Annotated in this window: 29 protein-coding genes; 3 read left to right on the top strand and 26 right to left on the bottom strand. The window is 62.2% G+C overall.

The features are described 5' to 3' along the window. Positions 1 to 232: 232 nt before the first annotated feature. The 3 genes from R6258_RS07945 to R6258_RS07935 all read left to right on the top strand — a co-directional run bounded on the left by R6258_RS07945 (position 233) and on the right by R6258_RS07935 (position 2588). A complete protein-coding gene (locus tag R6258_RS07945; RefSeq protein WP_318449130.1) occupies positions 233 to 460 on the top strand; it encodes a DUF1654 domain-containing protein in 228 nt (75 codons plus the stop codon). A gap of 4 nt (positions 461 to 464) precedes the next feature. After that, the gene (locus tag R6258_RS07940; RefSeq protein WP_318449129.1) at positions 465 to 737 is read left to right on the top strand and encodes a hypothetical protein; all 273 of its coding nucleotides are present in this window, start codon (positions 465 to 467) and stop codon (positions 735 to 737) included. Between the two features lie 66 nt (positions 738 to 803). After that, complete coding sequence (locus tag R6258_RS07935) at positions 804 to 2588, top strand: hypothetical protein (protein WP_318449128.1); 1785 nt, start codon at positions 804 to 806, stop codon at positions 2586 to 2588. 92 nt (positions 2589 to 2680) lie between these two features. Here R6258_RS07935 and R6258_RS07930 read toward each other — a convergent pair whose 3' ends face one another. From R6258_RS07930 to R6258_RS07805, 26 genes are all read right to left on the bottom strand, one after another. Then, complete coding sequence (locus tag R6258_RS07930; protein ID WP_318449127.1) at positions 2681 to 4786, bottom strand: hypothetical protein; 2106 nt, start codon at positions 4784 to 4786, stop codon at positions 2681 to 2683. Next, on the bottom strand, positions 4786 to 5577 hold the full coding sequence (locus R6258_RS07925; protein ID WP_318449126.1) for a hypothetical protein: 792 nt from the start codon (positions 5575 to 5577) through the stop codon (positions 4786 to 4788). The genes R6258_RS07930 and R6258_RS07925 overlap by 1 nt, the downstream gene beginning before the upstream one ends. 68 nt (positions 5578 to 5645) lie before the next feature. Further along, on the bottom strand, positions 5646 to 8426 hold the full coding sequence (locus tag R6258_RS07920) for a host specificity factor TipJ family phage tail protein (RefSeq protein ID WP_318449125.1): 2781 nt from the start codon (positions 8424 to 8426) through the stop codon (positions 5646 to 5648). Then, positions 8383 to 8802 carry a hypothetical protein gene (locus R6258_RS07915; RefSeq protein WP_318449124.1) on the bottom strand — a complete coding sequence of 140 codons (420 nt, stop codon included), beginning with the start codon at positions 8800 to 8802 and terminating at the stop codon, positions 8383 to 8385. The genes R6258_RS07920 and R6258_RS07915 overlap by 44 nt, the downstream gene beginning before the upstream one ends. A gap of 3 nt (positions 8803 to 8805) precedes the next feature. Continuing rightward, positions 8806 to 9300 (bottom strand): DUF1833 family protein, encoded by a 495-nt coding sequence (locus R6258_RS07910; RefSeq protein WP_318449123.1) that lies wholly within the window; start codon positions 9298 to 9300, stop codon positions 8806 to 8808. After that, a complete protein-coding gene (locus R6258_RS07905; RefSeq protein ID WP_318449122.1) occupies positions 9297 to 9788 on the bottom strand; it encodes a hypothetical protein in 492 nt (163 codons plus the stop codon). The genes R6258_RS07910 and R6258_RS07905 overlap by 4 nt, the downstream gene beginning before the upstream one ends. Continuing rightward, on the bottom strand, positions 9788 to 12253 hold the full coding sequence (locus R6258_RS07900) for a hypothetical protein (protein ID WP_318449121.1): 2466 nt from the start codon (positions 12251 to 12253) through the stop codon (positions 9788 to 9790). Before R6258_RS07900 ends, R6258_RS07905 begins: the two co-directional genes overlap by 1 nt. Before the next feature lie 163 nt (positions 12254 to 12416). After that, positions 12417 to 12680, bottom strand: coding sequence for a hypothetical protein (locus R6258_RS07895; RefSeq protein WP_318449120.1), 264 nt, complete (start codon positions 12678 to 12680; stop codon positions 12417 to 12419). Then, the gene (locus R6258_RS07890) at positions 12677 to 13075 is read right to left on the bottom strand and encodes a phage tail assembly chaperone family protein, TAC (protein ID WP_318449119.1); all 399 of its coding nucleotides are present in this window, start codon (positions 13073 to 13075) and stop codon (positions 12677 to 12679) included. Before R6258_RS07890 ends, R6258_RS07895 begins: the two co-directional genes overlap by 4 nt. 10 nt (positions 13076 to 13085) lie before the next feature. Further along, the gene (locus tag R6258_RS07885; protein ID WP_318449118.1) at positions 13086 to 13571 is read right to left on the bottom strand and encodes a phage tail tube protein; all 486 of its coding nucleotides are present in this window, start codon (positions 13569 to 13571) and stop codon (positions 13086 to 13088) included. A 272-nt stretch (positions 13572 to 13843) separates the two neighbouring features. Then, positions 13844 to 14209, bottom strand: a complete 366-nt coding sequence (locus R6258_RS07880) for a DUF3168 domain-containing protein (protein WP_318449117.1) — start codon at positions 14207 to 14209, stop codon at positions 13844 to 13846. Further along, positions 14206 to 14694 (bottom strand): HK97-gp10 family putative phage morphogenesis protein, encoded by a 489-nt coding sequence (locus R6258_RS07875; protein ID WP_318449116.1) that lies wholly within the window; start codon positions 14692 to 14694, stop codon positions 14206 to 14208. Before R6258_RS07875 ends, R6258_RS07880 begins: the two co-directional genes overlap by 4 nt. Further along, positions 14687 to 15019 carry a phage head closure protein gene (locus R6258_RS07870; RefSeq protein WP_318449115.1) on the bottom strand — a complete coding sequence of 111 codons (333 nt, stop codon included), beginning with the start codon at positions 15017 to 15019 and terminating at the stop codon, positions 14687 to 14689. The genes R6258_RS07875 and R6258_RS07870 overlap by 8 nt, the downstream gene beginning before the upstream one ends. A 1-nt stretch (position 15020) precedes the next feature. Further along, positions 15021 to 15206 (bottom strand): hypothetical protein, encoded by a 186-nt coding sequence (locus R6258_RS07865; protein ID WP_318449114.1) that lies wholly within the window; start codon positions 15204 to 15206, stop codon positions 15021 to 15023. Between the two features lie 7 nt (positions 15207 to 15213). Beyond that, a complete protein-coding gene (locus tag R6258_RS07860) occupies positions 15214 to 15555 on the bottom strand; it encodes a head-tail connector protein (RefSeq protein ID WP_318449113.1) in 342 nt (113 codons plus the stop codon). A gap of 45 nt (positions 15556 to 15600) precedes the next feature. Continuing rightward, positions 15601 to 16827, bottom strand: coding sequence for a phage major capsid protein (locus R6258_RS07855; protein WP_318449112.1), 1227 nt, complete (start codon positions 16825 to 16827; stop codon positions 15601 to 15603). Between the two features lie 18 nt (positions 16828 to 16845). After that, positions 16846 to 17448 (bottom strand): HK97 family phage prohead protease, encoded by a 603-nt coding sequence (locus R6258_RS07850; RefSeq protein WP_318449111.1) that lies wholly within the window; start codon positions 17446 to 17448, stop codon positions 16846 to 16848. 2 nt (positions 17449 to 17450) lie between these two features. Further along, positions 17451 to 18665, bottom strand: a complete 1215-nt coding sequence (locus R6258_RS07845) for a phage portal protein (RefSeq protein ID WP_318449110.1) — start codon at positions 18663 to 18665, stop codon at positions 17451 to 17453. Then, positions 18662 to 18820 carry a hypothetical protein gene (locus R6258_RS07840; protein ID WP_318449109.1) on the bottom strand — a complete coding sequence of 53 codons (159 nt, stop codon included), beginning with the start codon at positions 18818 to 18820 and terminating at the stop codon, positions 18662 to 18664. Before R6258_RS07840 ends, R6258_RS07845 begins: the two co-directional genes overlap by 4 nt. Before the next feature lies 1 nt (position 18821). Further along, positions 18822 to 20540, bottom strand: a complete 1719-nt coding sequence (locus R6258_RS07835; protein ID WP_318449108.1) for a terminase large subunit — start codon at positions 20538 to 20540, stop codon at positions 18822 to 18824. A gap of 3 nt (positions 20541 to 20543) precedes the next feature. Continuing rightward, positions 20544 to 20993 carry a phage terminase small subunit P27 family gene (locus tag R6258_RS07830; RefSeq protein WP_318449107.1) on the bottom strand — a complete coding sequence of 150 codons (450 nt, stop codon included), beginning with the start codon at positions 20991 to 20993 and terminating at the stop codon, positions 20544 to 20546. A gap of 105 nt (positions 20994 to 21098) precedes the next feature. Then, complete coding sequence (locus R6258_RS07825; RefSeq protein WP_318449106.1) at positions 21099 to 21464, bottom strand: HNH endonuclease signature motif containing protein; 366 nt, start codon at positions 21462 to 21464, stop codon at positions 21099 to 21101. Continuing rightward, the gene (locus tag R6258_RS07820; RefSeq protein WP_318449105.1) at positions 21454 to 21579 is read right to left on the bottom strand and encodes a hypothetical protein; all 126 of its coding nucleotides are present in this window, start codon (positions 21577 to 21579) and stop codon (positions 21454 to 21456) included. Before R6258_RS07820 ends, R6258_RS07825 begins: the two co-directional genes overlap by 11 nt. After that, complete coding sequence (locus R6258_RS07815; RefSeq protein ID WP_318449104.1) at positions 21572 to 22033, bottom strand: hypothetical protein; 462 nt, start codon at positions 22031 to 22033, stop codon at positions 21572 to 21574. Before R6258_RS07815 ends, R6258_RS07820 begins: the two co-directional genes overlap by 8 nt. After that, positions 22018 to 22371: a phage holin, lambda family gene (locus tag R6258_RS07810; protein WP_318449103.1), complete on the bottom strand. Its 354-nt coding sequence runs from the start codon at positions 22369 to 22371 to the stop codon at positions 22018 to 22020. The genes R6258_RS07815 and R6258_RS07810 overlap by 16 nt, the downstream gene beginning before the upstream one ends. Positions 22372 to 22414: 43 nt before the next feature. Then, positions 22415 to 22945 (bottom strand): glycoside hydrolase family 104 protein, encoded by a 531-nt coding sequence (locus R6258_RS07805; protein WP_318449102.1) that lies wholly within the window; start codon positions 22943 to 22945, stop codon positions 22415 to 22417. Between the last annotated feature and the right edge of the window lie 31 nt (positions 22946 to 22976).

The raw sequence follows: 22976 nt of genomic DNA, 5'->3' as shown, positions 1-22976 counted from the left end.
ATCGCGGCGGTCACCTACCCGTAGCTCACACATGGGGTTGATGCCTCACGGTTTGGCCTTGCGAATCAGTATGCTGCAAGACGCCCAGTCTCACAATTCGCCAGTTGTCTCACAGATCGGGGCGCGTTCGCAGGGGCAATCGCATTTCGCACCGTGCGCGATCGGGTATTGCCAGACGCCATATTGCTTGCCGATACTGTACATTCAGACAGTGTTCGACAAGGGGAACGACATGGCCAAGGCCTCGACCTATCAGCAGCTGGGCAAGCGGGTGCAGCAGACGATCGCTTCCGCGACGGCAAAGGATCAGCGGCATGTCTACCTCGAGCCGCGCGAAGAAGACAGCCTGGATGACTGGGATCAGCTCATCGAGGAGATCAGTACCAACGAGAATGTCGAGGTGAACCGTACCGACGATGGGCGGTACCTGGTCAGCTGGAATCCTGCCGCCGCGGTGTAGCGCCATGAGGGGACGGGAGCGGCAGCCTGCGTCAAAGGAACCCTACGAGCGTTGGGGCGAGGCAGCTTTCTGGGTGATGCCCAGCGATACCCGCCTTGCCGGCCAGCGCCTTATCTCGCAGATGAGCATTGATCTGCATTTCAGAGACGAGCGCCTCGAAAAGATCATGGGCAAGACGTGGTGGGAGAGGATGCTGCGGGACGGGAGCAGAGAGCCGGATAAAGCCAAGCGGCTGTGGCTGTATCTGGTGGAGCATCGAAGGATGCCTAGGCGGTGATGCTGGGCAAATAATTAAAGCATAGGTAGCATATCTCTAATACTAAACAATATCCGGGGGCTGGATTTGTCTATTGATCCACCGCGCGAGCATTTCGCGCCCGTCTTGGCGTTATGGAAACGTCGCTTCAGGAAGGGAGCTTTCGAACTAGTCAAATCCAAGGACTTTCCGGGTGCATATGCGGCATCTCAGGGCCACCCTTTGTGGCTCCAGCGCGATGGATGCGGAGTCATTGGCGATAAGCTGGTGTGCAGCGATGCAGACCTTGTGCGCGCTGTCAGCGCCCGGTCATGGCCTGACAAGGCGGTAGAGGATATGTTGGCCGCCAGCGGCAGCATATGCGCGTACCTGGTGGACGAGAAGCGCAAGCAGGCTTATATGATGCCTGACCCGCTGGGCGGCTGCTTGTGCTACAGGTACGAGGATCGGGAAGTCATCGCATACTCTTCGGACCTGCGCCACATGGTCGATTGGCTGACCTCAATCGGCAAGAGCCCTAAGACTTCATCGCACTACTTCGCCATGATCCTGTCTATTGGGAATGGTGCCTATGGGCACTCAAGCTATGAGGGCATAACCGTTCTGCCTGGGCATGTTTACGTGTCTATCTCGAACGGAAAGGCAGTGGAACATCAGTATCCGGTGAACGATTATCTGCTTGATCGCTCAGAGCCCTTAGAGCATTTGATTGATAAGGCGGTTGGGGAAATACGCCACAACGTGCGAGCCATCATCAATCACCCCGCGCCCCGAAAGATCGCCCATTTAACCGGCGGTTTCGACACTCGCTTAGTATTGTCGGCCATTCTGGCGGAGGGGAAGCAAGACAGCTTTCGCTTCATGTGCTCAGGGCCGAGCGGGACCATAGACAAGACGACCGCGCATGGGCTTGCTGTGAAGTATGGACTATCGATGACGAACAGCGATGGACTGTTGACACGAGTGATGGCCAAGGATGCTGATGAGCAGTCCCGCTGGGGTATGCTTTATTCTGCGGGCATGCGACCGAACTGCAAGATAGATGACGGCCACGATGTTTCTGACCAAACAATCATCGTGAGCGGTGGATATGGAGAATGCGCGCGCAGCTTTTACAGCCAGAAGGTGCCAGCTGACACGCCACCCAGTGAAGTAGCTTATACAATTTGGAACCATAGCTTAACGTCCAGCGAGAAAGGGAACCGGATTACCAGCTCTGGAGTGGCACAGATGATCGCCGAGGATACAGGAAGGTATCTGGAACAGCGGTTGAAAGATGGTTGGGAAATGCCCGAGGCGCTGGACTTGATGTATGCGGAGCAGCGCAACCGTTATTTCGTTGGCAATATTGCAACTCTGTTTAGTCGAAAAACGCCTCGTTTTGACCCGCTCTACTCTCTCTCTAGCTTGAAAGCGGCCTTGTCGGTCACGGCTGAAGAACGCCAGTTCAATAAGGTTGGGTTCGAGATCATGCGACGGTTGCAACCAGAACTCATGGCCATGAAGTTTGGAGGCAAGGAGTTCTCGGAAGCCACTTATGCAGAATTTCCATCGATTAATTCAGTAGATCATCCAGTAGGCACAGCGCTATACGACGACATTGCACCTGCCCAACATATTGCAGATAAGGCAAACAAGATCACCAGCAAAGATGTCGAAGTGGCCAATAGAATCGGAGGCACTGCTTGGCAGGTGGCGCGCCTCTCCGACGCTCAGTCTACGTGCAAACGTCTCCTATCTAAGGACGACGATTTGTACAGCGTTATGGATCAGGGGGCGGTTGAGTCCATGCTGAGCGGGCCCATCAGAAATCGTGTCAAAATGCGCCAAGTACATTTATTGAAATCGATCCTTTCTTACAGTGTAGATTGAAATGCGGGCGGCACAAAGCCGCCCTTTAACTTTCGTATAATAGTAGAGGTGGATACTCCTTTATAGGACGTCAACCATCTCTGCTTCTAAGGCTAAGCCGCGAGTAGCGGGCGATTTTCTCCGAGGCTATAGACCGGCGCCAGCAACACACCGTAGTTATCGCCCATTACAGTGCTGGTACTGTAGGTAAAAGCCGGGTCAGGGCAATTTACGGTACTTACCGCGTCTGCCAATGTATCCATAAAGATATTACCATAGATAACCGTAGCTGCCGTATTAGGCGATGTCTGGATGTAATAATCAGCAGTAGCCCCATCCTTGTGGTTGTTCTCGGATATAACCGCCCTGTTAATATAGCTACCAATCAGTATACGACACCCGCTAAGGGAATTGCCCTTTATGAAGTAGTCAGACTGAGCAGTCTTGACCTGATCCGTCCAGCCAGTGAAAGAAGGGTTGGGAAGTGTACCATTCCCCGTATGCCTCAACTGAATGCCAGACGACCCTAGCACTGAGCCCTTCTGAGTGATCGTGTTGTTGATTATACGAAATGCTCGCGTGTCATTATTGTTCATGCAATCAGAAGAAAAAGGAACAACATTGATACCCACAAATATTCCTCCGGTATTCTGGTCAATGATTGTATTGCCCTGAATAGAAGAATAAGAGGTAAAACCACCGAATGTTAGGCCCGTATTTTCGGTGTATATTGTGTTCCCTTCAACAATGTTGCGCAAGCTGCGAATCAGAATACCTGTATCTATGGCCTCTATGTTATTTCCGATAGCAACCAGGTTGTAGGTGCCGGGGTGGGTGGTAAATCCGTTCGAGCATTTCTCGAAAGTGTTGTGGCTAACGTCCATAAACTGAACAGTCAAGGAATCGGTCTTAACGTCTACCGAAGTATCGCCACGGAAATCCCCGATAAGTGGATAGGTGAAGTCAATAGTTTGGCCTTCCCCGGTGAAGTGGCAATTGTTTACCTTTATATACTGGCAGCCGCCCTGGAAGAAGTAGCTATTCCACGAAGATCCTGATACGTTTTGGGGATTCCGATAGCTGTAGCACTCCTCCATGACGAAGTCATGAACTGACTCGCAGACGAACTGAGACCCGGGGAGGGTGTCCGCAATAAACTTGCACCCACGCAGTCTTATGTGCGCGCAATTCTTGAATAGGAGCGTCCGGAAACTATCATTAGTGACGTTCTTAAACTCAAGCCCTTCAATTGCAATATCTGTGAGAGGGTTGAGCTTGCGAATCTCGGCAGAAGTAACGCCAGACATCGGGAAGTTCTGTCCCGTGGTGTTGTCCTTGTAGCCTGGATATGTAATGCCACCATAGATTCTGAATTCAGTATCTGAAATGACTTCTGCAATCCGGTGGATTTCGGAGAAACGATTTTCCCTTTGCAGCAAGGTCGTCGGGTTCTCGCTTGCAAGCTGCCAAATACCTGCATCCGTGGTATTGGCATTGATTTGTGACAGGACTTGAATGTAGTCGCCAACCTGAAAGTTATTGGCAGACGCCGTAGTGAGTATGTCGTCACCTGTAGTGAATCCGGCACTACCGATAGCAACCGGAAGCTCGGGAGAGCCACCAGCGAACCACAGCATGTTTTCTACAATCACCTCACCGATAGCTTTAAGCTTGGTTCCGCTCTTAATGATGTTGACCCAATTTACAGACTCGGTAGGGGGACGATAGGGGGCGAAGTAATGCCCGGCCTCAAATTCGACAGTACGTCCCGAGCCAAAAGCCACTGCGTTCTGTATGGCAGGGAAGTCATCGGTTGTCCCATCGCCAGTAGCGCCAAACTGGCGAACGCTCACCTTGCTCCTGAAAAGTCCTTTGGCCTGCTTGCTGCCATCGCCGACATCTATAAAGCTGCCACCGTCGTCGGCGCCTGTTGCGCCGTTAACAATGAAATACTCGTTGCCGCCGCCATCTCCTGGGGCATAGTAGCCGGCTGTGGTAAAGACCTGCCCATTGGCGAGCGTGCTCGCATCAAGGGCTTGCAGGTCAGCCACAGTGCTGAGATGGATGACACGACTATCAAGCGCCTCAGTGAGGGTTTCAGTGCCGGTGGAGCTATCTACGGCAGCTGTCGACAAGTCATCCTTGCCGAACAGTTCATCAACCAGCACTTGCTTGCCAGTAGCCAGGCTCTGAAGCGTGTTGAAAATACCCTTAGACATTATTGGACCTCTCCGTTAGCGATTGTCCAGGTAGAGCCTTCGCTGACTGTTACAGTCACGCCGTCGGCTATAGTGATCTCTGGTCCAAATGACCAGCCGTTCATGCCGGTGGGGATGGTGAAATCTTTGTCGATGGTCTGGCTGTGCCAGCTGATCGGCGACGACATGCGCCCGTATTCGTTGGGGTGGGTCTTGAAAACCAGCGCGCCGGACTCAACGCGGTAGCGCGATTGCCGGCCTTCGCGCGTCTCGTCAGCGAAGACGTGCACGATCTGGTCTTCGGTCAGCGTTGCCGCATCGGCATCGGCCTTGGTGTCGTAGAACAGGATGTTGCCGCTGGCCTCGGATGCCGCCCGGGCATCAGCCGCGTCGGTCGCTGCCTGGCTGGCGGAAGCTTCTGCCTGGTTTGCATCCTGCTCGGCCGCCGTCGCTGCCGCTTCCGCCCGATCCCGCGCTTGGAAGATGAGCGCGACCATTTGCCACGACGGGTAGCGCTTCTTCTCGATCGCGACGCCGTTCACGTTCTGGTAGAGGATCGTGTATTCCTCGTCGACATCGCTGACGACTTGAAAGAAACCGCCCTCGCCGGCGCCGGCCAAGCCTTCCGCTACTGTCGCGTAGGTATCCATACCCAGCAGGAATGACGCCGCCAACTTGGCCAGTACAGGCCGTGTCTGGTTGTCGAGCGTGGCGTCTTCGCTCGCGCCGCCGAGGCATATCTTGTTGAAGAAGTCGACCAGTTCGGAGAGCCGGTTAACGTCAGTCGTCGCTTGGGAGAGATTGCTGGCCATGCGTGGCTCCTGCAGTCACGAAAAAGCCCGCCGGGTGGCGGGCTGCGGTTGTTGGTTGAGGCGTGGGTCTACGCCGGCGCGTTGTCGTCGTCGAGGTAGACGCGGGCGTCGTAGTTCACGGCCTCGATGCTCACGCTCTCGAAGCCGTTGGGGCTGATGTCGGTGATCAGTGCGGGGAACACCCAGCGATCGGCTGGGCCGAACAGGAACTGGGGCGGCTCCATTCGCTGCCCAGGATCCGGCAGCTCCTCACCGAGGCTGACGCGCACCTGGTACTCGGTATCGCCGTGGCTGGCCGTGAATGGGCCGGCAAGCGTGCCGTCCGGCCGGCGCCAGCCGAACACGTCTGGGTTGTTTTCGTCGGCGCTGTCAAGCCAATCGAGCGGCTCGGATAGCTCGAGCAGATAGACGCCCTCGCCCTCGTCGGCGACGGCCTTGATCCAGCCGCTCTGGCCGTAGCCGGGCACGTCGCCCTGCAATGCCACGTAGCTCATGTATCGGCTGTTCAGTGCGTCGAGCTCGGTCTCGGTACTGTTCGTCCAGCGCCTGAACTTAAGCTTGCGCCGCTCGCGCATACCGATGCGCCAGGCCTGGGTGCGGTTGGTCACACCGTCGAGGCTCAGCTTTTCAAGCTTCACGCCGGCATCGCCGGGCAGCGTGCAGATCACAGTGTCCTCGCTCCATGTGTCGGAGTTGAAGAACGTCACCTCCACGCCATCGGGATCTTCCGGGCGCGGCGCTTGAGCGGTGCGCTGCAACGGCTTGGTGGTGTTCTGCGGCGTGTAAGTGTGCTCGAAGACGGTGCGCGGCTCGTCCCGCACCGGGCGAACCTGCCCGGCGTCGAGCGTGAACTCGGCCATACCCGCCGCCAGGGCGCGGTTGAGGGATTCCTTGACCGTGCTGTCGTCATCGGTGACGAAATCGAAGTGCTCGCCCCGGCCGCGCCATATGGCGTCGAGGCGGTCGAGCTCGTCGAAGTCCACCTCGGCACCGACCGAGTCGGCGATATAGGCCACCCAGGGTGCGATGTCGCGCGTAGCTTCTGGCGGTTGCCAGGCGCCAGCTTGCCGCACTGGTAACAGCCGTGTGGCTACGCAATTGATCTGGTTCTCGGTCTGGCTGGCGATGGTATCGCTACCGACCAGCGTGACCGCCAGCACGGTGACACCGGGATAACTGGACTTGTGCGGGAGTTCGCAGCGCAGGCCGTACCACTCGAGCCGGTCGAGCGCCTGGGTACTGTTGGACTCAGCACCGATGCGGCGCATGCGCACCTGAGGCGTGATGCCCGCCGGCAACTCAGTCCTGAACGTCCAGCCCAACTGGTCGCGGGTCCTGCCGGTGAGCGTGCGAACATCCGAGGTCCACTCGGTCGCGCCGTAGGCCCGGTACTGCAGTTCGACCTTGCGGGTGCGCGTCTCGATGTCGCCGTCATCGTCGATGTAGCCGAGGCCTGACGGCCCGAACACGTCCCACTCGATCAGGCGGGTGGTCTCCCCTTCCGGACACGCCAGGTAGGGGCCGGTCCATCCACCCTCGAGGCTTGTGGTGTCGAGACGAATCGCCGCGTCGCTGGTGGTTTGCGTGGCGAAGCCTGGCCAGCCGCTATCCTCGGTGCCGTCCGGCTTGAGCCGGGTCACGCTCCAGCCGATATTGCGGGTGCGCGTCTCGGAGACCGTGGAGGTATTGCCCGATTCATTGGTGACCTCGTACTCGACCTGGTAGTCCTCGGTCACGATGGAGTCGATCCGGTACCGCACCCCGGTGTAGTCGATCGCCGCCATGAACAGGCCGTCCGGCAGGAACGCAGTCGGCACCGAGTCCGTGCTATTCAGGGTCAACTGATCGGGCTCGCCGGCGGTAGCAGCCGAAGTGAACGTCTGCACCAGGTAATTGCCGCCAATCGCAGACCCGCCGCTGATCGAGATGGCATCACCCTGGGCGAACGCCGGAAACTCGCCCTCCAGGATGTCGCGCAGGTAGACGCCGTTGATGTCCTGCCCGCCGTCGGTGACGGTGATCTCCTGCAACAGATCCACCTCGAGCAACATTCCAACCTCCCAGTCGGCCGGCGGAGTGCCAGCGCCAGACGGGAGAGTGATCTCGCTGCCTGAAAACGAGATTGCCGCGGCATTGAGCGACAGCGTCAGGTCGCGTCCATCCTTGAGGCGCAGGCCGGACGCCCCCACGGATGCACCCACCTCCGGCGCGTTGTACCAGTTCCGGTGCGCCTGATGGCTGGTGACGCTTTCGCCCGGGGCGAATACCCGGTAATCGACGTCGGTACCCAGCGACTGTAGCGGCGTGCTGCCGATCTTGATCTCGGCGTCTGGCAGCAGGTACTCGCCCTTGCCGACGCACAGCAGCAGGTCCAAGGCCTGAGTCTTGTTGTCGACGAAGTAGCGGCGCGGCGCCGTGAGGTAATCGGGGTACGTCTTGTGGCGGCCGGCGATCTCTGGAATCACGCCGCCCAGCTTGGGTTTGTTGCCTTCCGCGCTGGCCTCGTAGATCGATGAGCCGCGCGTCGTCTTGCTGTTGGTGCTGGGGATCGAGGGCTTGAGCAACAGCGCGGCGCCGATGGCCACGGCGCCAGCAATGGCTGCGATCAAAATGGTTCCCGGGTCGCCCGGCTGAACGCGCAGCTCCACTCGGTCGGTCGCGCGGATCCATGTAGCCGCCCAGGCCTCCGGCGCCAGAACGCTGCCATTGACCGTGGCGCTGATAGGCTGCTGCGGGCCCGCCCGGTAGCTCGGCACGTTCTCGACAAGCCATTGCTCGAGCGTCACGCCGTCGGCGGCGTGGGTCTCAATCGGCGCGCCGGGCAGAATCGACGGATAGATCTCGATCATGATGGAAGACGACCTTGAGGAATTGGCGGCGAAAGACGCTGACGGGCTGCCAGCGCGGGCCAGTGGCGCGACCGGTATCGAGCACACCCGGGCGGCCGTCGAGCATGACGCAGACGCCGACATGCACGCATAGCCGACCGCGCCAGGCGGTGACGATCGCACCGGGTACCGGCGGGCCTTCGGCGAATTTGCCGGCCTCGGCGTTGCACGCCGCGGTCAGCGCCCGCTTGTCGTCCGGCGAGATGGCCCCGTAACTGGGCAGCAGCGGCAGGCCGAACAGTTCGTGGCGCGCGGCGCGCACCAGCCCCCAGCAGTCGTACACGCGCGGCCCCCTGCCGCCATCGGCATAGGCGGTGCTCAGGTAACGTTCGATCATGGGTCAGATGTACTTGAGGCCCGGGGCAAACGAGATGGTGTAGCGCTCGCGTGGCCAGGCGTAATTGATCATGTCCATGTAGGACGCGGTGACCTGGGTGGTCGCGCCCTCGAAGCTGGGCGAGACCAGCGCCATCTTGAGCGGCGGCTCGGCCGGAGCCGACAGATCGCTGGCGAGGAAGGTGCGGTAGATCACGTCGATTTGCCCACCCGCTTCCAGCGCGTCGCGGATAGCGCGCTCGGCGCGGCCAGTCACGTTCTCGATGGCGAAGTTCAACTCCTGCCGGCCGGTGGCGTTGCGCTTGGGCAGCGACACATCGAGCCCCGATGCCTCGAACGTCACCGTGGCGCCGGTCTCCAGCGTGCAGGTCTGGTCCTCGAAGCCGTTGCAGGTGCGGATCGCGCCACCCTCGAACGCCGGGTGCAGGATCTCCAGCGTCAGGATCGGCACCTCATTCGCCGGTGCCGAGGCGTAGACGATTTCCAGCGCCTTACTCATGCCTCACTCCCGGGGATCGTGTAGTAGCGGTGGGCGATGTCGGTCAGGTCGGCGTTGAACTCGCCGATCGGCACGCCGAGCATCAGGTCGATGGCGTCGGATTCGCTAAGCGTTTGGCGCTCGCGGATCTCGAGCTCGGCGGTGATCCGCCAGTCCAGGCCCACAAGCTCAGGCCCCTTGTAGATGTCGGTGAACCGCACCTCGTACCAGCTGACGATTCCGCTCTCATCCAGCGACGTCTTAACTGGGCACTTGAACCAGTCCGTGCCGTCGGCAATGCCGAAGCGAAACCAGGCCTCGAACAGCTGCGCCTGATGTTCGGAGAGCAGCCAGGCCACCGAAACCATGGTGGGCACCGATGTGAACCGCTTGCGTTGCCGCTCCCGACCGCTCTGCATCTCGGTACGCATGAGCGGCGAGACGTGACGCAGCCCATAGCCTTCGCGCAGTGGCACCGGCAGCGCCGTGGGATATTCGGCCAGAGCCATCAGCGCCCCCTCGTCTTCAGCGGATACTTACCGGTCAGCGCCTTATGCACCTGCCCGTCGCCCATGATGTTGGAGACCACCAGGTCGAGGACCCAGCGGCCGTCATCCTGCTGCCGGCTCGATACCTGGCCGGCCCGGCTGGCGTCCTCGTTGAGATTGACGATCGGCGCCTGGTTGCCGGCAGCGGCGGGCTGCTGGGTCTTCGCCACATCGTCGAGCGTGCGGTCGAGCTTGGCCGAAGTCTCGGCCGTGGTGACGCGCTCGCCTTTCTTGAGGTTCCACGTGCCATCCTCGGGCACGGACATGATGCCGTCGTGCGCCTGGCCCGCCATCGTGATGGCCGAGATGTTGGAGACGATGCCGGCAGTGGCCGCCGCCACCGAAGCCATCGCCGCCAGGTTCATCGGCCAGGGGTTGGCGGCTGCCAGGGCGATACCCTGCTGGATGGCGACAACGGACTGAGCGATCGCCGCGGCTTTCTGGACGGCGAACATCGCCTGATAGATGCCTGACTGCTCGCCGGCAAAGTTCTGCGCCATCGCCGTGAGATCGCCGAATACCGATTCCGCCGCGACGAGTTGGGCCATCTGGCGTGACTGCTCGATCCTCGCCAGCTCATCCTCGTGCTCGCGCTTGAGCTGCCGCTCCTGCTCATCCCACTGGCTGGTGAGATCCGTGCGCTCTTCTCGGTACTGCTCGAGCATCTCCAGTTGGGTGTCGTACCACTCCTGGAGCTTTTCCTCCGCCTCGTCGATCTTGGCGAGCTCACCGAACGCGCCGCCCACCTCGGCATCGAGGCCGCCATATTCGGGGGCGTCCTTGAAGCCCGCATCTGCGACGCGGGCCGCCATCTCTTGATATTCCTCGGTCGAGAGTTTCACCGCGTCGAGGATGTCGAGACGCTCGAGCAGTTGGTGGTTGAGCTGCTCCTCGTCGGTGCGCAGGCCAGCGACCAGTGATTGGTAGTCCTCGCTGGCCTTTTGCTGTTCCTCATACGCTGACACGACTTGGAGCGACGCCCGAGCCTGGGCAATCTGCGCACCAGTCGCGCCCTCGGTGGCCAGCTTGTAGAGCGTCTCCTGCTCGGCGGTCATGCCAACAGTGGCCGCCTGCTGCTCGAGGGCGGCGATCTGCTTGCGAATGGCATCCGCCGCATCATCGCCTCCCGAGCCGCCGCCTCCACCACTATCGCCCGCCCTGCTGCTGCCGAAGGTGGCGATCATCTCGTCGAGCGTGCCCAGCTCATCCTGTGATGCCTGGATGACCGCCCGCTGCTCCTCGAGCTGGGCGGTCAGTTCCCGCCCCCGGGCCATGTCGTCGGCGGTGGCGACCGGGCGAGCACCGCCGAATTCATCCAGCTGCCCAGACTCGCGAATCGCTTCCGCGACCGTATCGAGCTGCGCCTTGGTCTTCGCCGCCTCGAGCTGGGTCTGCACCAGCATCGCAACCAGCGGCACTTTCTTGTTCTCGAGCTGTGCGGCGGTCAGATCCTCGACGCTGCCGGTGAGCAGGTCGATCTCATCGCGGGCGTCGCCGGCCTTGTCTTCGGTGAGACCTAGCTCCTCGCGGTAGGCATACAGCGCACCGCCTGCCGCGCCGAGCACGGTGATCAGCGCGCCGATGGGGTTAGCGCTGGCAGCCGCGTTGAACGCCCATTGCGCAACAGCAGCAGCGGCGACGGCGCCACGGTAGGCGGCGTAGGCGGTTGCAGCGCCGCCGGCGACGGTGGCCGCCGTCGAAAGCACCTCGATCTGGCTGCCGTATTCACCACTGCGCCAGGCCTCGGCGACCCCGACCAGTTCGTCGGCCAGTTCCGACATCGCCGGCGCCAGCTCGGCCACCGCCACATCGGCGCTGCCTTTCATGATGCCCGTCACGCGGTCGAAGTCATGGGCGAAGTCGGTGAGAGCATTCGCCTGCACATCGGTCAGCACGATGCCCAGTGCATCCGCCTCGGCGCCGAGCTCAGCGAAGCCGGCGCCGCCATTCCGCAACAGCGGAATCAGCGCGGTGGCCTCGTCGGAGATCGACTCCATGTAGAACGTCAGTTCAGCCTGGCTGAGGTTGGCTTTCTGCAGCCCGTCGAAGTAGAGCTGCAGCGCCTGGGGCCCGCTCAGGTTGCGGAACTGCTCGGCGGTTATCCCTACCTTCGGGGCGATCTTCTCGAAGAAGTCCGCCATCTCGCCGCCGCCGGTGTTCATGAAATCGCCGACCCGGTCGTTGACGTCCTTCAGGATGTCGCCGAGTTTCTCTTGCTGAACGCCCACGGTCGCGCAGGCATACCCCATGCGCTGCATTTCTTCGACGGTCGTGTTCGCGATCTGCGCCTGGTTCTTCAGCTCGCGCGCCGACTGGGCCGCCATGTTGGAGTAGGCCAGCACGCCCGCACCAGCGGCTGCCGCTGCAGTCACGATTGTGGCAATGCCAGCGGCGGCATCCCGGCCGCTCTGCTCGATCTCCTGCATGCGCTTCTTGCTGCTGCGAGAAGCCTTCTCGAGCGGCTGCTCGAAGCCGCCAATACGGGCGACCAGGTCAAGCGTTAGTTGTCCGAGTGATCGCGTGGCCATTCATACTCCGGGCGTAAAAAAGCCCGCGATGGCGGGCCGGTGGCACTACACTGCATTTCGCTCAGGTCCACGACTCCATCGCCTGTTCGACACTGATTGCAGGCTCGTCCTGGTGCGGCATGAATTCGTAAATGGTCCTCGCCGGATCGCTCTCCTTGCGGTGACGATTGGCATAGAGCGTTGCCAGCATCGCCGCGCCGCGCTCGATGCGCATGCCGGTGTTCAGTGACCCGCGCTTATTGCGATAGGCGGCCCAGGCCTTGAACTCGGGGAAGCTGATGCGCTGCTGGGCCTCGGCGATCGTTCGACCGCCGATGCCGTTCATGACGAGCTCGTGCCAGATCTCTTCTTCGTCGGCGACTTCGCCGGGGCCGCCGCCGTCTTTCCCAGGCCGGACACCTCACCGATCAGCCCCAGCAGGGCCATGGTCAGGTTGCCGTTCAGCGGGCCGCGCTCGGGGTCCGCCTCGCCGGTGATGTCCGGAATAGTGAAGACGGGCGTGCCGTCGGCCTTGCAGACACAGGCGGCGATGCGGCCGGCCGCCGCGCTCTTCTCGGCTTTCAGCGTGGCCAGGTCGCTGGTGGCGGAGTGGTACGAAAGCGGACGCACGTAGACGTCGGCTTTCTTCTCCTCGCCCGCCTGGTGCCAGGTTACCGTGCGCTTGACCGGGGGGCCGGTGAAGGCCCCCTCCTTCTGCAAACTCTCGATGCTCAGTTCCATGTTCTAACCCTTATGCGGCCGGTGCGCCCTTCTTGGTCCAGACGCCATCGCCGCTGCGCTGGATGCTGACCTGCGAGCTGACGACAGAGTTGGTGGCGAAGTCGAACGGGAAGTCCGCGATGTATCCCTCGAACGCGAACCAGCTGCGCGTGGTCGGGAGCGTGAACTCGCCGGTGGTGACGGTCGGCGGCTCGGTGCCATCGCTCATGCCCACCACGAACTTGATGTTGCGGTCGACGCTATCGTTGGCGAGATCGTACAGCTGCAGGTGCGCAGGCTCCTGCGGGTCGGCGTTGACGGTCAGGCTCGCCTGGCCGGGCGTGCCGAGCCCTTTCTTGTAGGTGCGCGAGGTGGTGGCTTCGAGGCTGGTGTCCTCGATCTGGTCGCGCGGGTTGCCGCCGGGGTTGAAGGCGGTGACGCCGGGGATCTTGATGATCGCGGTCTCGTCATCAGGATCGATCATGAACACCTGGGTGCCCTGGGTGAGAATGGACATGCGTTTCTCCTGTCCCCCTGCTGGGGTAATGGTCATAGAAAAGCCCAGCACTTGGCTGGGCTCGGTTTCGTTCTCTAGGTTACCTGAGGAATATGCTGCCCCGGTGGGCTAAGCACAGCCACGTCAGCAGCGCGAATGGGACGTTTACGACCACTTCGAAGGTAAGTTTCATCGTCACTATAGAACTCCATCTAATGAGAGGCGGCGCCTTCTCTTGTCCTATAGTGGTCCCTTTGCCATTCCCTCCTCAGTCTACAGTTGTAGACCCGGCATCAACGCGGCACCCACCAATCCACGTCGAACGCGACGTGGTAGTGGCTAGTTTCGGGGTCGGTGTCGTCACCACCCCAGCGGACTATGTGAGCCTTGAGCTCGATGGCATCGCGCAGCGCCTCGGCCACCGCCGTGGCATCGCCGGGCGTTGCGGCGTAGACGTCGACCTGCAGCGTGGCGCCGTCGATGTCGGGGCGATCTGCCAGGTAGTTCTCCGGCGCTCCGGTGACCGTGCGCCACACGGCGTATGGCAGGGCCACGCCGGCCGGCGCTTTGCCGAATGGGTAGAGCCGCGTCGGCAGCGTACCCAGCAGCGCGGTCACGCCGGGATCGGCGGCACAGGTCGGGAAGATCGGCGGAGTCATTGGCTGGCCTTCGCGGCGCGCTTGAGCGCGCGGTCGAGTGACTTGTGGTACTGGCGGACGAATTCCTCGCTGGCGGCCTGGATGCTCTCGGCCAACGCGGGGCGCATGAACGGCTGGGCCCGGGTGTGCTCGGTACCGAACTCGACGTGGCGCCAGTGGCGCGTGTCGCCACCGGGCAGGCCGGCGAGCGCTTCGCTATTGGCCCGGCCGCCGGCGCCGCCCATGATGCCGACGCGGAACTTGAGATCGCCGGTCTGTTTGAAGTGCCGGCCCGACCAGCGCACCGCCATGTTCTCGCTGATGTCCGCCGCGGACGTCGGGTCGTCGATGCGCTTGGCGTTGGCCTTGGCCTTGTCGCGAATGACGTTGGCCGCCTTGCGCAGCGCGAACCGGCCGCCCTTGCGTTTCATGTCGTACTGCAGCCCCTCGAGGCGATCACCCAGCGCGACCAGTCCGTGAACCTCGAAGCGCACGGCGTCAGCCATCGTTGGCCCCCTCACTCACTGGTAGCGTCAGGTACTCGCGGCCCGAACCGTTGTCGGGCAACACGCCATGGATGTTGAAGATCTGATCACCGCGCACGGCGCGCATGGTGGCGCCGATTCCTGTGCGGTAGCGGATGGTGATGCGAGCGGAGATCTCGACTTGGCCGGAGCGCGCGGCGATGAACTCACGGACGCTGAGATACTCGATGCCCGCCCAGACGGTACTGACGTCGAGCCATGTATCGATCGTGGCGCCGCTGTTTGGGTCCTGCTGCTGACCTTTGCGCTGCAGGGTGATGCGCTTGTTGAGCTTGCCGGCGCGCATGTCAGTCCTCCAGGCCTCGCTCGTCGAGCAACCGCGGCCGATGGTCGTCGGGCTCGACGTCCATGTCGGCAGCGATCAGGTCGACGAGATCGCGGTTGCTCTGGGCGAGGTCGCCGATCGCATCGGTCAGCGCCTGCTGTGACGCGATGAGCCGCTCGACCTGGTCGGCGGTGGGTGTGTCAGCCATGGCGACCTCAAAGATGGAAGTGACGGTAAGGGCTGATCAGCGCATGCACCGCCATCGGTACCTCACTGGTGATGGTGCCGATGACCACGCTCTCGCGGTTGGCGTACCAGTGGCCGATGATCAGCAGCATCGCGGTGGTGATGTCGTCGTCGAGCACCAGGGCGTGCTCGTCGGTGATGTTGCCCTCGCTGTCCTTGGGGATCTCGGTATCGGTGGCGTACAGCGTCCGCCCGGTCTTGTTCTCGACCAGGCGCCGGGCGGCATTGGAATAGGTGTCGAGGAGCGTGTCGTCCTCGACGATGTCCGGCTCGAGCCGGACGTGTTGCTTGATGATGTCCAGCTCGAGCATGACGGTTCCCGAAGCAATCGGGCCGCCCGGAGGCGGCCCAGTGGGTTAGGCGGCGGGCTTGCCTTGCAGCGCCTTGATGGCGGCAGCGTCCTGCAGGATGCAGCCGAAGCGCGCGAAGGCCAGGAAGCCGGTCTGGTCGAAGTCGGCATAACGCTCGATCAGGCGCTTGAGCACCATGTAGTTGACGCGGCGAAGCACGAACTGTTTGAAGTCGCCGCCGTACATGAACTTGCTCCCGGCACCAATATCGGCAATGCCCGAATCGATGACGTACTGGCGGTTCAGCACCACGGAGGGCGCAACGCCAGCGACGCCCGGCAGCCACAGCGGGCGGCCCTGGCTGTCGACCATTTCTTCGATCAGCTTCAGCGTGTTGTCGTTGAAGGCCAGGCGGTAGCCTGCGGCACGGCGATAGGCGGGATCGACGGCGTGGATCAGCGAGTTGATTTCCTGCCACTTGAGCGTGGTGGCCGCCGCGGTTGCCACGGATGCGGTCACCGAGGCCTCGAGACCCTTGGGCTGTAGCGGAGTGCCCGCGCCCGTACCCTTGACGATGTAGTGCGCCTCGGCACGCGCCAGGCGGTTGCCGATGCGGCCGGCCAGGTAGCTCTCCATGTTGATGCCGCTGTCCTGCAGCAGCTCGTTCGACACGCGAATGACCTTGGAGCTCAGCTTGTGAGCGCCCAGGCTGTCCATGCCGAACTCGACATCCTGCTCGCCGGTCTGCTGGTTCTCGCCGAGCAGCTCGCCCATGTCGCCGGTGCCATCGCTGGTCGGCCACTCGATGGTGTTGCCGCTGCCGGTGGTGAGGATCTGGGCAACCGAGGCGATACCGCCGAAGTCCTGCATGGTCTCCTGCACCTGGCGCAGCATCTCGGTCGGTACGGTGTAACCGCCCGCCTCGCCCGGCGAGGTCGCCTGAGCACGCATCTCGCGCAGGAGCTGACGCTGCTCGGGGGTGACATCCTGCATGCCTTGGCGAAGGAAGGCTTCGAATGCCGCTCGTTGCTCATCGACGGAAGCGCCGCCGTTCTCGTCGCGGGCCGCACGGGCGCGATGCTCGTCTTCGTTATCCTCGACGAAGCGCTGGTCGGCGTCGCGGAGCTGTTCCTCGCGCTGGATCTTGTCGTTGAGCGCATCGAGGTCGGTCTTCATCGACTTCCAGTTGGTGCGCTGTTCTTCGCTCCAGGCGTTGTCGCCGATTTCTTCGTTCAGCGCCCGCATATCCTTGGCGATGTCGTTATAGCGCTGCTTGAGTTCGTGCAGTTTCATAGGTCCTCCAGGGGACGGTCAGGCTTGGATGATTTCAAGGAAGCGCTCGCGGGCGCGGCGCTGGTTGATAGCCCGCTGGGCGAGACCTTGGATCTCGGCACAGCGAGCTTCGAGGGAGCGCTTTGCAGCGCCCGCATCCGGATAGGCCGGGTAGGTCACCGGCGATACGTCGAGCAGGCGGCTGAACCGCGTGATGGTGCGAACGATCAGCCCGTCGTCTTCCTCCCGCCATTCATCGCCGTCGGGCGCGACGCGGAAGGCGAAGCTGGAACCGGTGATGTCGCGTCGCATCAGCGGCGCCAGCACCATGTCACGCACCGACTGGGTGTCCGGCGGATCGATCTCGTAGCGCAGCCCCTCGGTATCGATGGAAAGCTCGAGCGTGCCGCTACGAGTGCGGCCGAGTACGAAGCTGGGGTCGTGGTTGAACAGCGCACGGACATCGTCGCCGAGCACGTCATCGAAGGCGCCGGGGGCGATCTCTTCTTTGAACATGCCCAGGATCATCTCGCTGCGCTTGCCGAAGACCGCACCATGCCCGACGATCCGCGCCGGCTGGCCTTCCTCGACCTGTTCTGCGCGTACCTCGCAGGCAAGGGCGCGCTTCTCGATCTCGCTCATGGTTATTCCTCGGGCTGGTTTTCGTTGCCCAGTTGGCTGGACGGCCGGGCGTTGACGCTGATCAGCATCTCGTCGAGGCCCTCGCGGGGGTTCAGGTCTTCCAGGGCGCGCACTTCGTTGCGGTCCATCCAGCCGTCGGTCACGGCGTAGTGGTAGAACTCGGCGCGTTCCTTGGCGGTGCCGCGCAGCAGCCCGGCCAGGTTGAACTTGACGTAGTAGCCGGCGGCTCTCTCGGCGCGGGTGAAGATGCGCCGGTTGAGTTCCTGCTCCCAGTTCACTACCCACGGCATCATGGTGTGGCGCACGAACTGGATGGCCTGCTCGCTGATGTTCGAGAAGGTGGCCTTGTCCAGGTCGTTGATCATGTGCGCCGGCACGTTGAAGATGCCGGCGACTTCGGAGCGGTTGAGCTTGCGGGTCTCGAGGAACTGGGCGTCTTCCGGCGGAACGGTGATCGACTTGTAGTCGAGGTCCGCCGGCATCATTAACGTCTTATTGTCGGACGTTCTAAGCCTGCCCACTGCCGCTTGCCAGGCACTCTTTAGCCGGTTCCAGCTATCCTCTCGAAGGTCGTTTTTGACGGAAACGAGCCCCGTGGGTCGACCACCGCCAGTGAAGAAATCCTTGCCGTAACGCTGGGCGGCCAGACCGAGGCCGATGGTTTCGGCATGCTGCCGGATCAGACTGGTACCGGTGCGGCCGTCGGATCCCAGGGCGCGGACGTGGACCATGTCCTCGAGCGCGACCGCCCGGGTGCCCTCTTCCTCATCGGTCACGGCGTAAAGCCATCGCGTGCCGTTCTTGACCAGCTGGCACTCCCACGGCCGGCGGGTCACCAGCTCGCGCAGTTCGCCGCGGTTGCTACGCACCACCTGGGTGTAACCGTTCCCCCAGCCCACGACGTGGTGCTGTTGGGTCTCGCGCCACTTGTAGCTGGTCTGCCATGTATTGGGTTCGTCGTGCAGCAGCCAGTACGCGGGGTGGTCCTTGGCGGCTTCGATGCGATCGCCCTGCTTGCGCATGACGTGAAGCGGCAGCTGCGCCAGTGAAGACGACAGCACGTAGATGCACGAGTAGACCGCCGACAGCGTCATCGCGCTCTGGTTGTTCACGGCGATGGCGTCGGCCGGGTGCAGGTACTCCTGCAGGTTCTGCCCGGTTAGCGGCGTGTCCGGGTTCTCGACTGAGCGCCGCTCGAGAAGTTGGTCGAGAATCATCGGCGCCCTCCCCGCGTGGCCGAAGCCAGCGCCAGCAGGACTAGCATGGCGCCGCCCGAGATCAGCGAGACGTCCAGGCCATAGCGCAGATAAACGCCGCCCATGAGGCAGCCGAAGCCGGCCAGCCCCAGTATGTCGATCAGGATGGTTCGCATATCACATGACCAGAATGTCGTCGTCGGAGAGGGTATCGAGGATGTTTGTTTCGGCTTGATCCGCCAGCATGGCGCGGCCGATGGCCATGATCAGCGCAACCGCACCATCGATTTTGTTGTGGCTGCCCTGCTTGATCGGGCGCACCACATCGTCGTTGCCGGGCAGGTGCTTGCCGACCACGTTGCTGATACACCAGGTCATGATCGGATTGCCGTCGTGATGGAACCGACCGGCGATGATCGCCGCCTCGAGCTCCTTCATCGGGTCCGACATGTTGGTGTAGTTCTGCGTGATGCTGATCGGGCAAAGCCCTTCGTCCTCGAGCTGATGCGAAAGGTTGGCCGCGCCATGCGGATCGATCGGCGATTCCAGCGCGGGTGTCACCGAGTGCACTTCCTTCGCGGTTTCGAGGATCTCGCGATAGTCGACCTCGCTACCCTCGGTCGCCGCCATGTGGTGGCTCTCGACCCAGCCCTGGTATCGCTGCGCCATGCGAAGGTCGTCGCTGTCGTACGCGGTGGCTTCCGGAACCCAAAACTTCGGGGCGACACAGTAGTAATGTCGCTTGCCGTCGATGGTCTTCACGAAGAGACGCGCCATGCTGTTCATGTCGAGCTTTCGCGCCAGGTCGAAGCCGAGGTAGCAATTCCAGCCTGCGAACTGTTCGGGCGTGAGCGCCGGGTCCGCGCAACGCTTCCACTCCTCGAGATTGAAGAAGGCCTCCTTCGAGGTGACCCACAGATTGAGGTGCTTGACCTTGAACTTGTTGGTCTGTCGCGCGCGGGCGATAGCCTGCTGCTGCATCGACTTGAGGAAGCTGAGCTTCACCGAAACGCCAATGTTCGGGTTGGCCTTGTAGAGCGCGGCCTCACTCTTCCAGTCGTCGTCGGCATCGATCGTGTAGACGATGCCGAATAGCTCGTCGTCCTGGCTGGTACCTTCCAGCATCTCGATCACGCGCTCGCGCAGTTCGTAGCACGGCCCGGCGATGTCGTAACCGGCGGTGGTGATAACCCACATCATCGGCTGTGTGCGGGCACCCATGCCGGTAATCATCGTGTCGTAGAGCCGCGAATCAGGGTGCTCGTGGTACTCGTCGACTACAGTGAACGATGGCGACGAGCCGTCGCCTGGATCGCCGATCACCGGCTCGAACTTGCTGCCGTCGGTGCGCTCGATCTTCCGCGCCCAGGGCACGATGCCGAAGTGCTTGCGCAGGTTCGGGAGCTTCTTGACCATCTTCATGGCCGGCCCGAAAACTTCCCAGGCTTGCTTTTCTGAGGTGGCACCGCAGTAGACTTCGGCACCGTATTCTTTGTCGGCACAGAACGCATAGACGCCGGCGCCGGCTGCGATGATCGACTTGCCGTTCTTCCTCGGGACTTCGGTGTAGACCTCGCGGAACCGGCGGGCCTTGTCACTCTTGCGGACCCAGCCAAAAGCCATCGAGAACAGGAACAGCTGCCACGGCTCGAGCTTGATACGCTGCTTGCCGCGCGCCCACTCGCCCTTTGTGTGCGGCAGTTTCTGAATGAAGCGGCAGACCCGCTCAGCCAGATCGCGGTCGAATCGATACGGGTAGTTCTTGGCCTTTGAGGCACGGACATCATCGAGATGCCGGGCGCAGGCAGCACGGACATAGCTGCATGCAGGGATGCGCCCACCAACTATGTCGCGGGCGTATTTCTGAGCCGCGTTCACATTCGGGTAAGCGGCCATAGATCAGAACTCGTCGAATTCGTTTTCCCCCTGCCCGTCGTCACCGTTTCCTGATCCGGCGCCGAGCATGCGCATGCGCGTGAGCGGGTCGAGTCCGAGCAGCGAACCGAGCCGCGAAAGCTGCTGCACAGACTTGTCGCGGACGTTGACCACCGGGTGCATCTTCTCGCTGCCGTCGGCAGTCGGAATCGTTAATCCCTCATTGGCGATACGGATCTCAGCATCGAGCATCAGCTGCCAGGCGTTGCAGTAGGCCTGTAGCAGCGGCGCGTCTTCGATCTCGAACGTGCCGCGCTCGATGAGGACCTTGGATTGCTGCTTCCAGATTCGGCGGGCGGCATCGCCCATCAGTTCGTCGGGGGGATTGATGCGAGTGATCGAGCTTTTCTGGGTGCCGAGCGACTTGCGTTTGCGGCCCCCGCCGGAGGCCCGAACGGGAGCGTTGTTGTTCACCGGGGCCCTCCAGAAAAAGTTTCGTTATTTCTCATGCATAAAAAAGTGACTGAGGCTGCGGTGTCCGGGTTTTGAGCTGGTAGAGATTTACCCTCCCCCTCCCCCTCAGGCGTGCGGCTGGCGCGCCCGCTGGGCCTCTCTGGCGGTCTTCGCCTTGTGACACGGACCGCATATGGCCTCGAGGTTGTCGGCGCTGTCAGTGCCGCCCTCGGCCACGTTGACGATGTGGTCGACTTCGTTGGCTGGCGTCGCCCGTCCGGTGCGCTGGCAGGGCTGGCAGAGGTAGCAATCGCGCTCAAGCACTCGCTGGCGCAGGCGGCGCCACGGCCGACCACCGCGACCGCTCTTGCCCTGGCGGCGCTGTGTCCAGCCAGTGGCCATGTCGGCGTGCAGGTCGCAGTAGCCATGGCTGGCGGTAGTCTTGCCGGCGCACATCGGGGCGCGGCATGGACGCGGGGGCTTACTCGGCATCGTCGACATCCATCCGCTGCAGGATCTCGCTCACGCTCAGCCGATCGGCATTGAACCGGCGGCGTTGCTCCTCATACCGCGCAAGCAGCTCGAGCAGGCTGCCGTTGCTATCCATTGCCACGGTTGGCGGCGGCAGCGGTGTCAGCAGGTGCGGCGGCACGTTCGGCGTCATCACGATCGGCACCGGCGTCGGCGCCGAGCTGGCGCACCCAGCGAGCAACAGAGTCAGGCACAGGCTGAGCAGCCCAGTCGCGAGTTTCCGCATTGTTGCGCTCCAGGGTATTGAGTGACTGGCGCTGCGCGGCCATGTCCGACGCGATGGCGCCGAGCGCATCCTCGCGCTCGGACAGCACCCGATTGATCAGCACCTCCTGCTTGCGATGCCAGTCGAGCGCCGACTGCAGCGCGGCGGATCTCGCCAACTCTCGGTCGACTCGCTCCTGTGCTGCGTCACGCTCGGCTGTCAGCGTGTCGGCCCGCATGTACTGGTAGACCGCAAAGCCCAGCAGCGCGGCCAATAGCCAAGGCATCGCATTGCCGAAGATCCGCTTGATTACTTGCCAAGCCATCGTCCGATCACCTTTTCAGCGATTGCGCCCGCGCGGTCGCGCAGCCACTCGACACCCAGGAACGCCACCGCCGCGCCGAACGCCACGGCCAGGTCAGGGCTCAACCCGAAGTGATTAAGCACCGGCACTAGCGCCAGGGTCAGGCAGCCGCAAAGGATCGCTTCCAGCAGCGCCTTGAACGGTTTGCCGCCGGCATAGAGCGCACGCACCAGGGCGACCAGGAACGCCAAGCCCGCGGCGTACAGCTGCGGCCAGATGCTCGCGAGTAGCTCCAGCAGCCAGCCCCAGTTGTTCGGGTCTTTTGCCGGCATGGGATGGGTCTCGTATTGATGGGTCATGGTGGGCACCTCTGGGGCAGCCCGCGTACCGATAGGATTATCGTTATGCGACGTTGCCGCCGGCGCGGCGGTAGACGTCGATCAGCTCGTCAGTGGCGACCTCGCGCTGGCCGTAACCGGCGCCAGGCAGGCTGGCCCAGATCGTCCGGCAGGCATGGATGGCTTCACGAATGCGGCCGTCATAGATCAAGCGAAGCGCCTTGCACTGGCGGATCAGTTGCGTGGCACCGGCGTCCTGGCTGGCTGGCGAGAAGTCCCGAAAGCCGAATCGATCGACCAGGTCATCCCACGTGCCGGCCAGGAACTGATACCGCCCCGCGGCCGTGCTGTGAATGTTGTAAGCCGGGAGCCAGACCGAGCGGCGTGGGTGATCATCGAAGCTGTGGAACAGCCCGCCACCGACCAGCACGTTGAAGCCGTCCTGGTTGCCGAAGCGGACCGTGCCCTCGGCATGCGCCAGCATGTCGAAGAATGCCGCCAGGTTGGGCGCGTCATCGATTTTCGGGTCAACAGGCGGATCGAACGGAGCCAGCTCGACCTCGTCGAGCCAGTGCGTGGGAGCGTGGGCAGACATGACGAGGCCTTGAATAGGGGCCGCCCGGCCG

It is taken from the genome of Halomonas sp. HP20-15 (assembly GCF_033446685.1).
Lineage (GTDB): Bacteria > Pseudomonadota > Gammaproteobacteria > Pseudomonadales > Halomonadaceae > Modicisalibacter.
The sequence above is the reverse complement of the archived record's forward strand: the minus strand, read 5'-3'. Positions and strand labels throughout refer to the sequence as shown.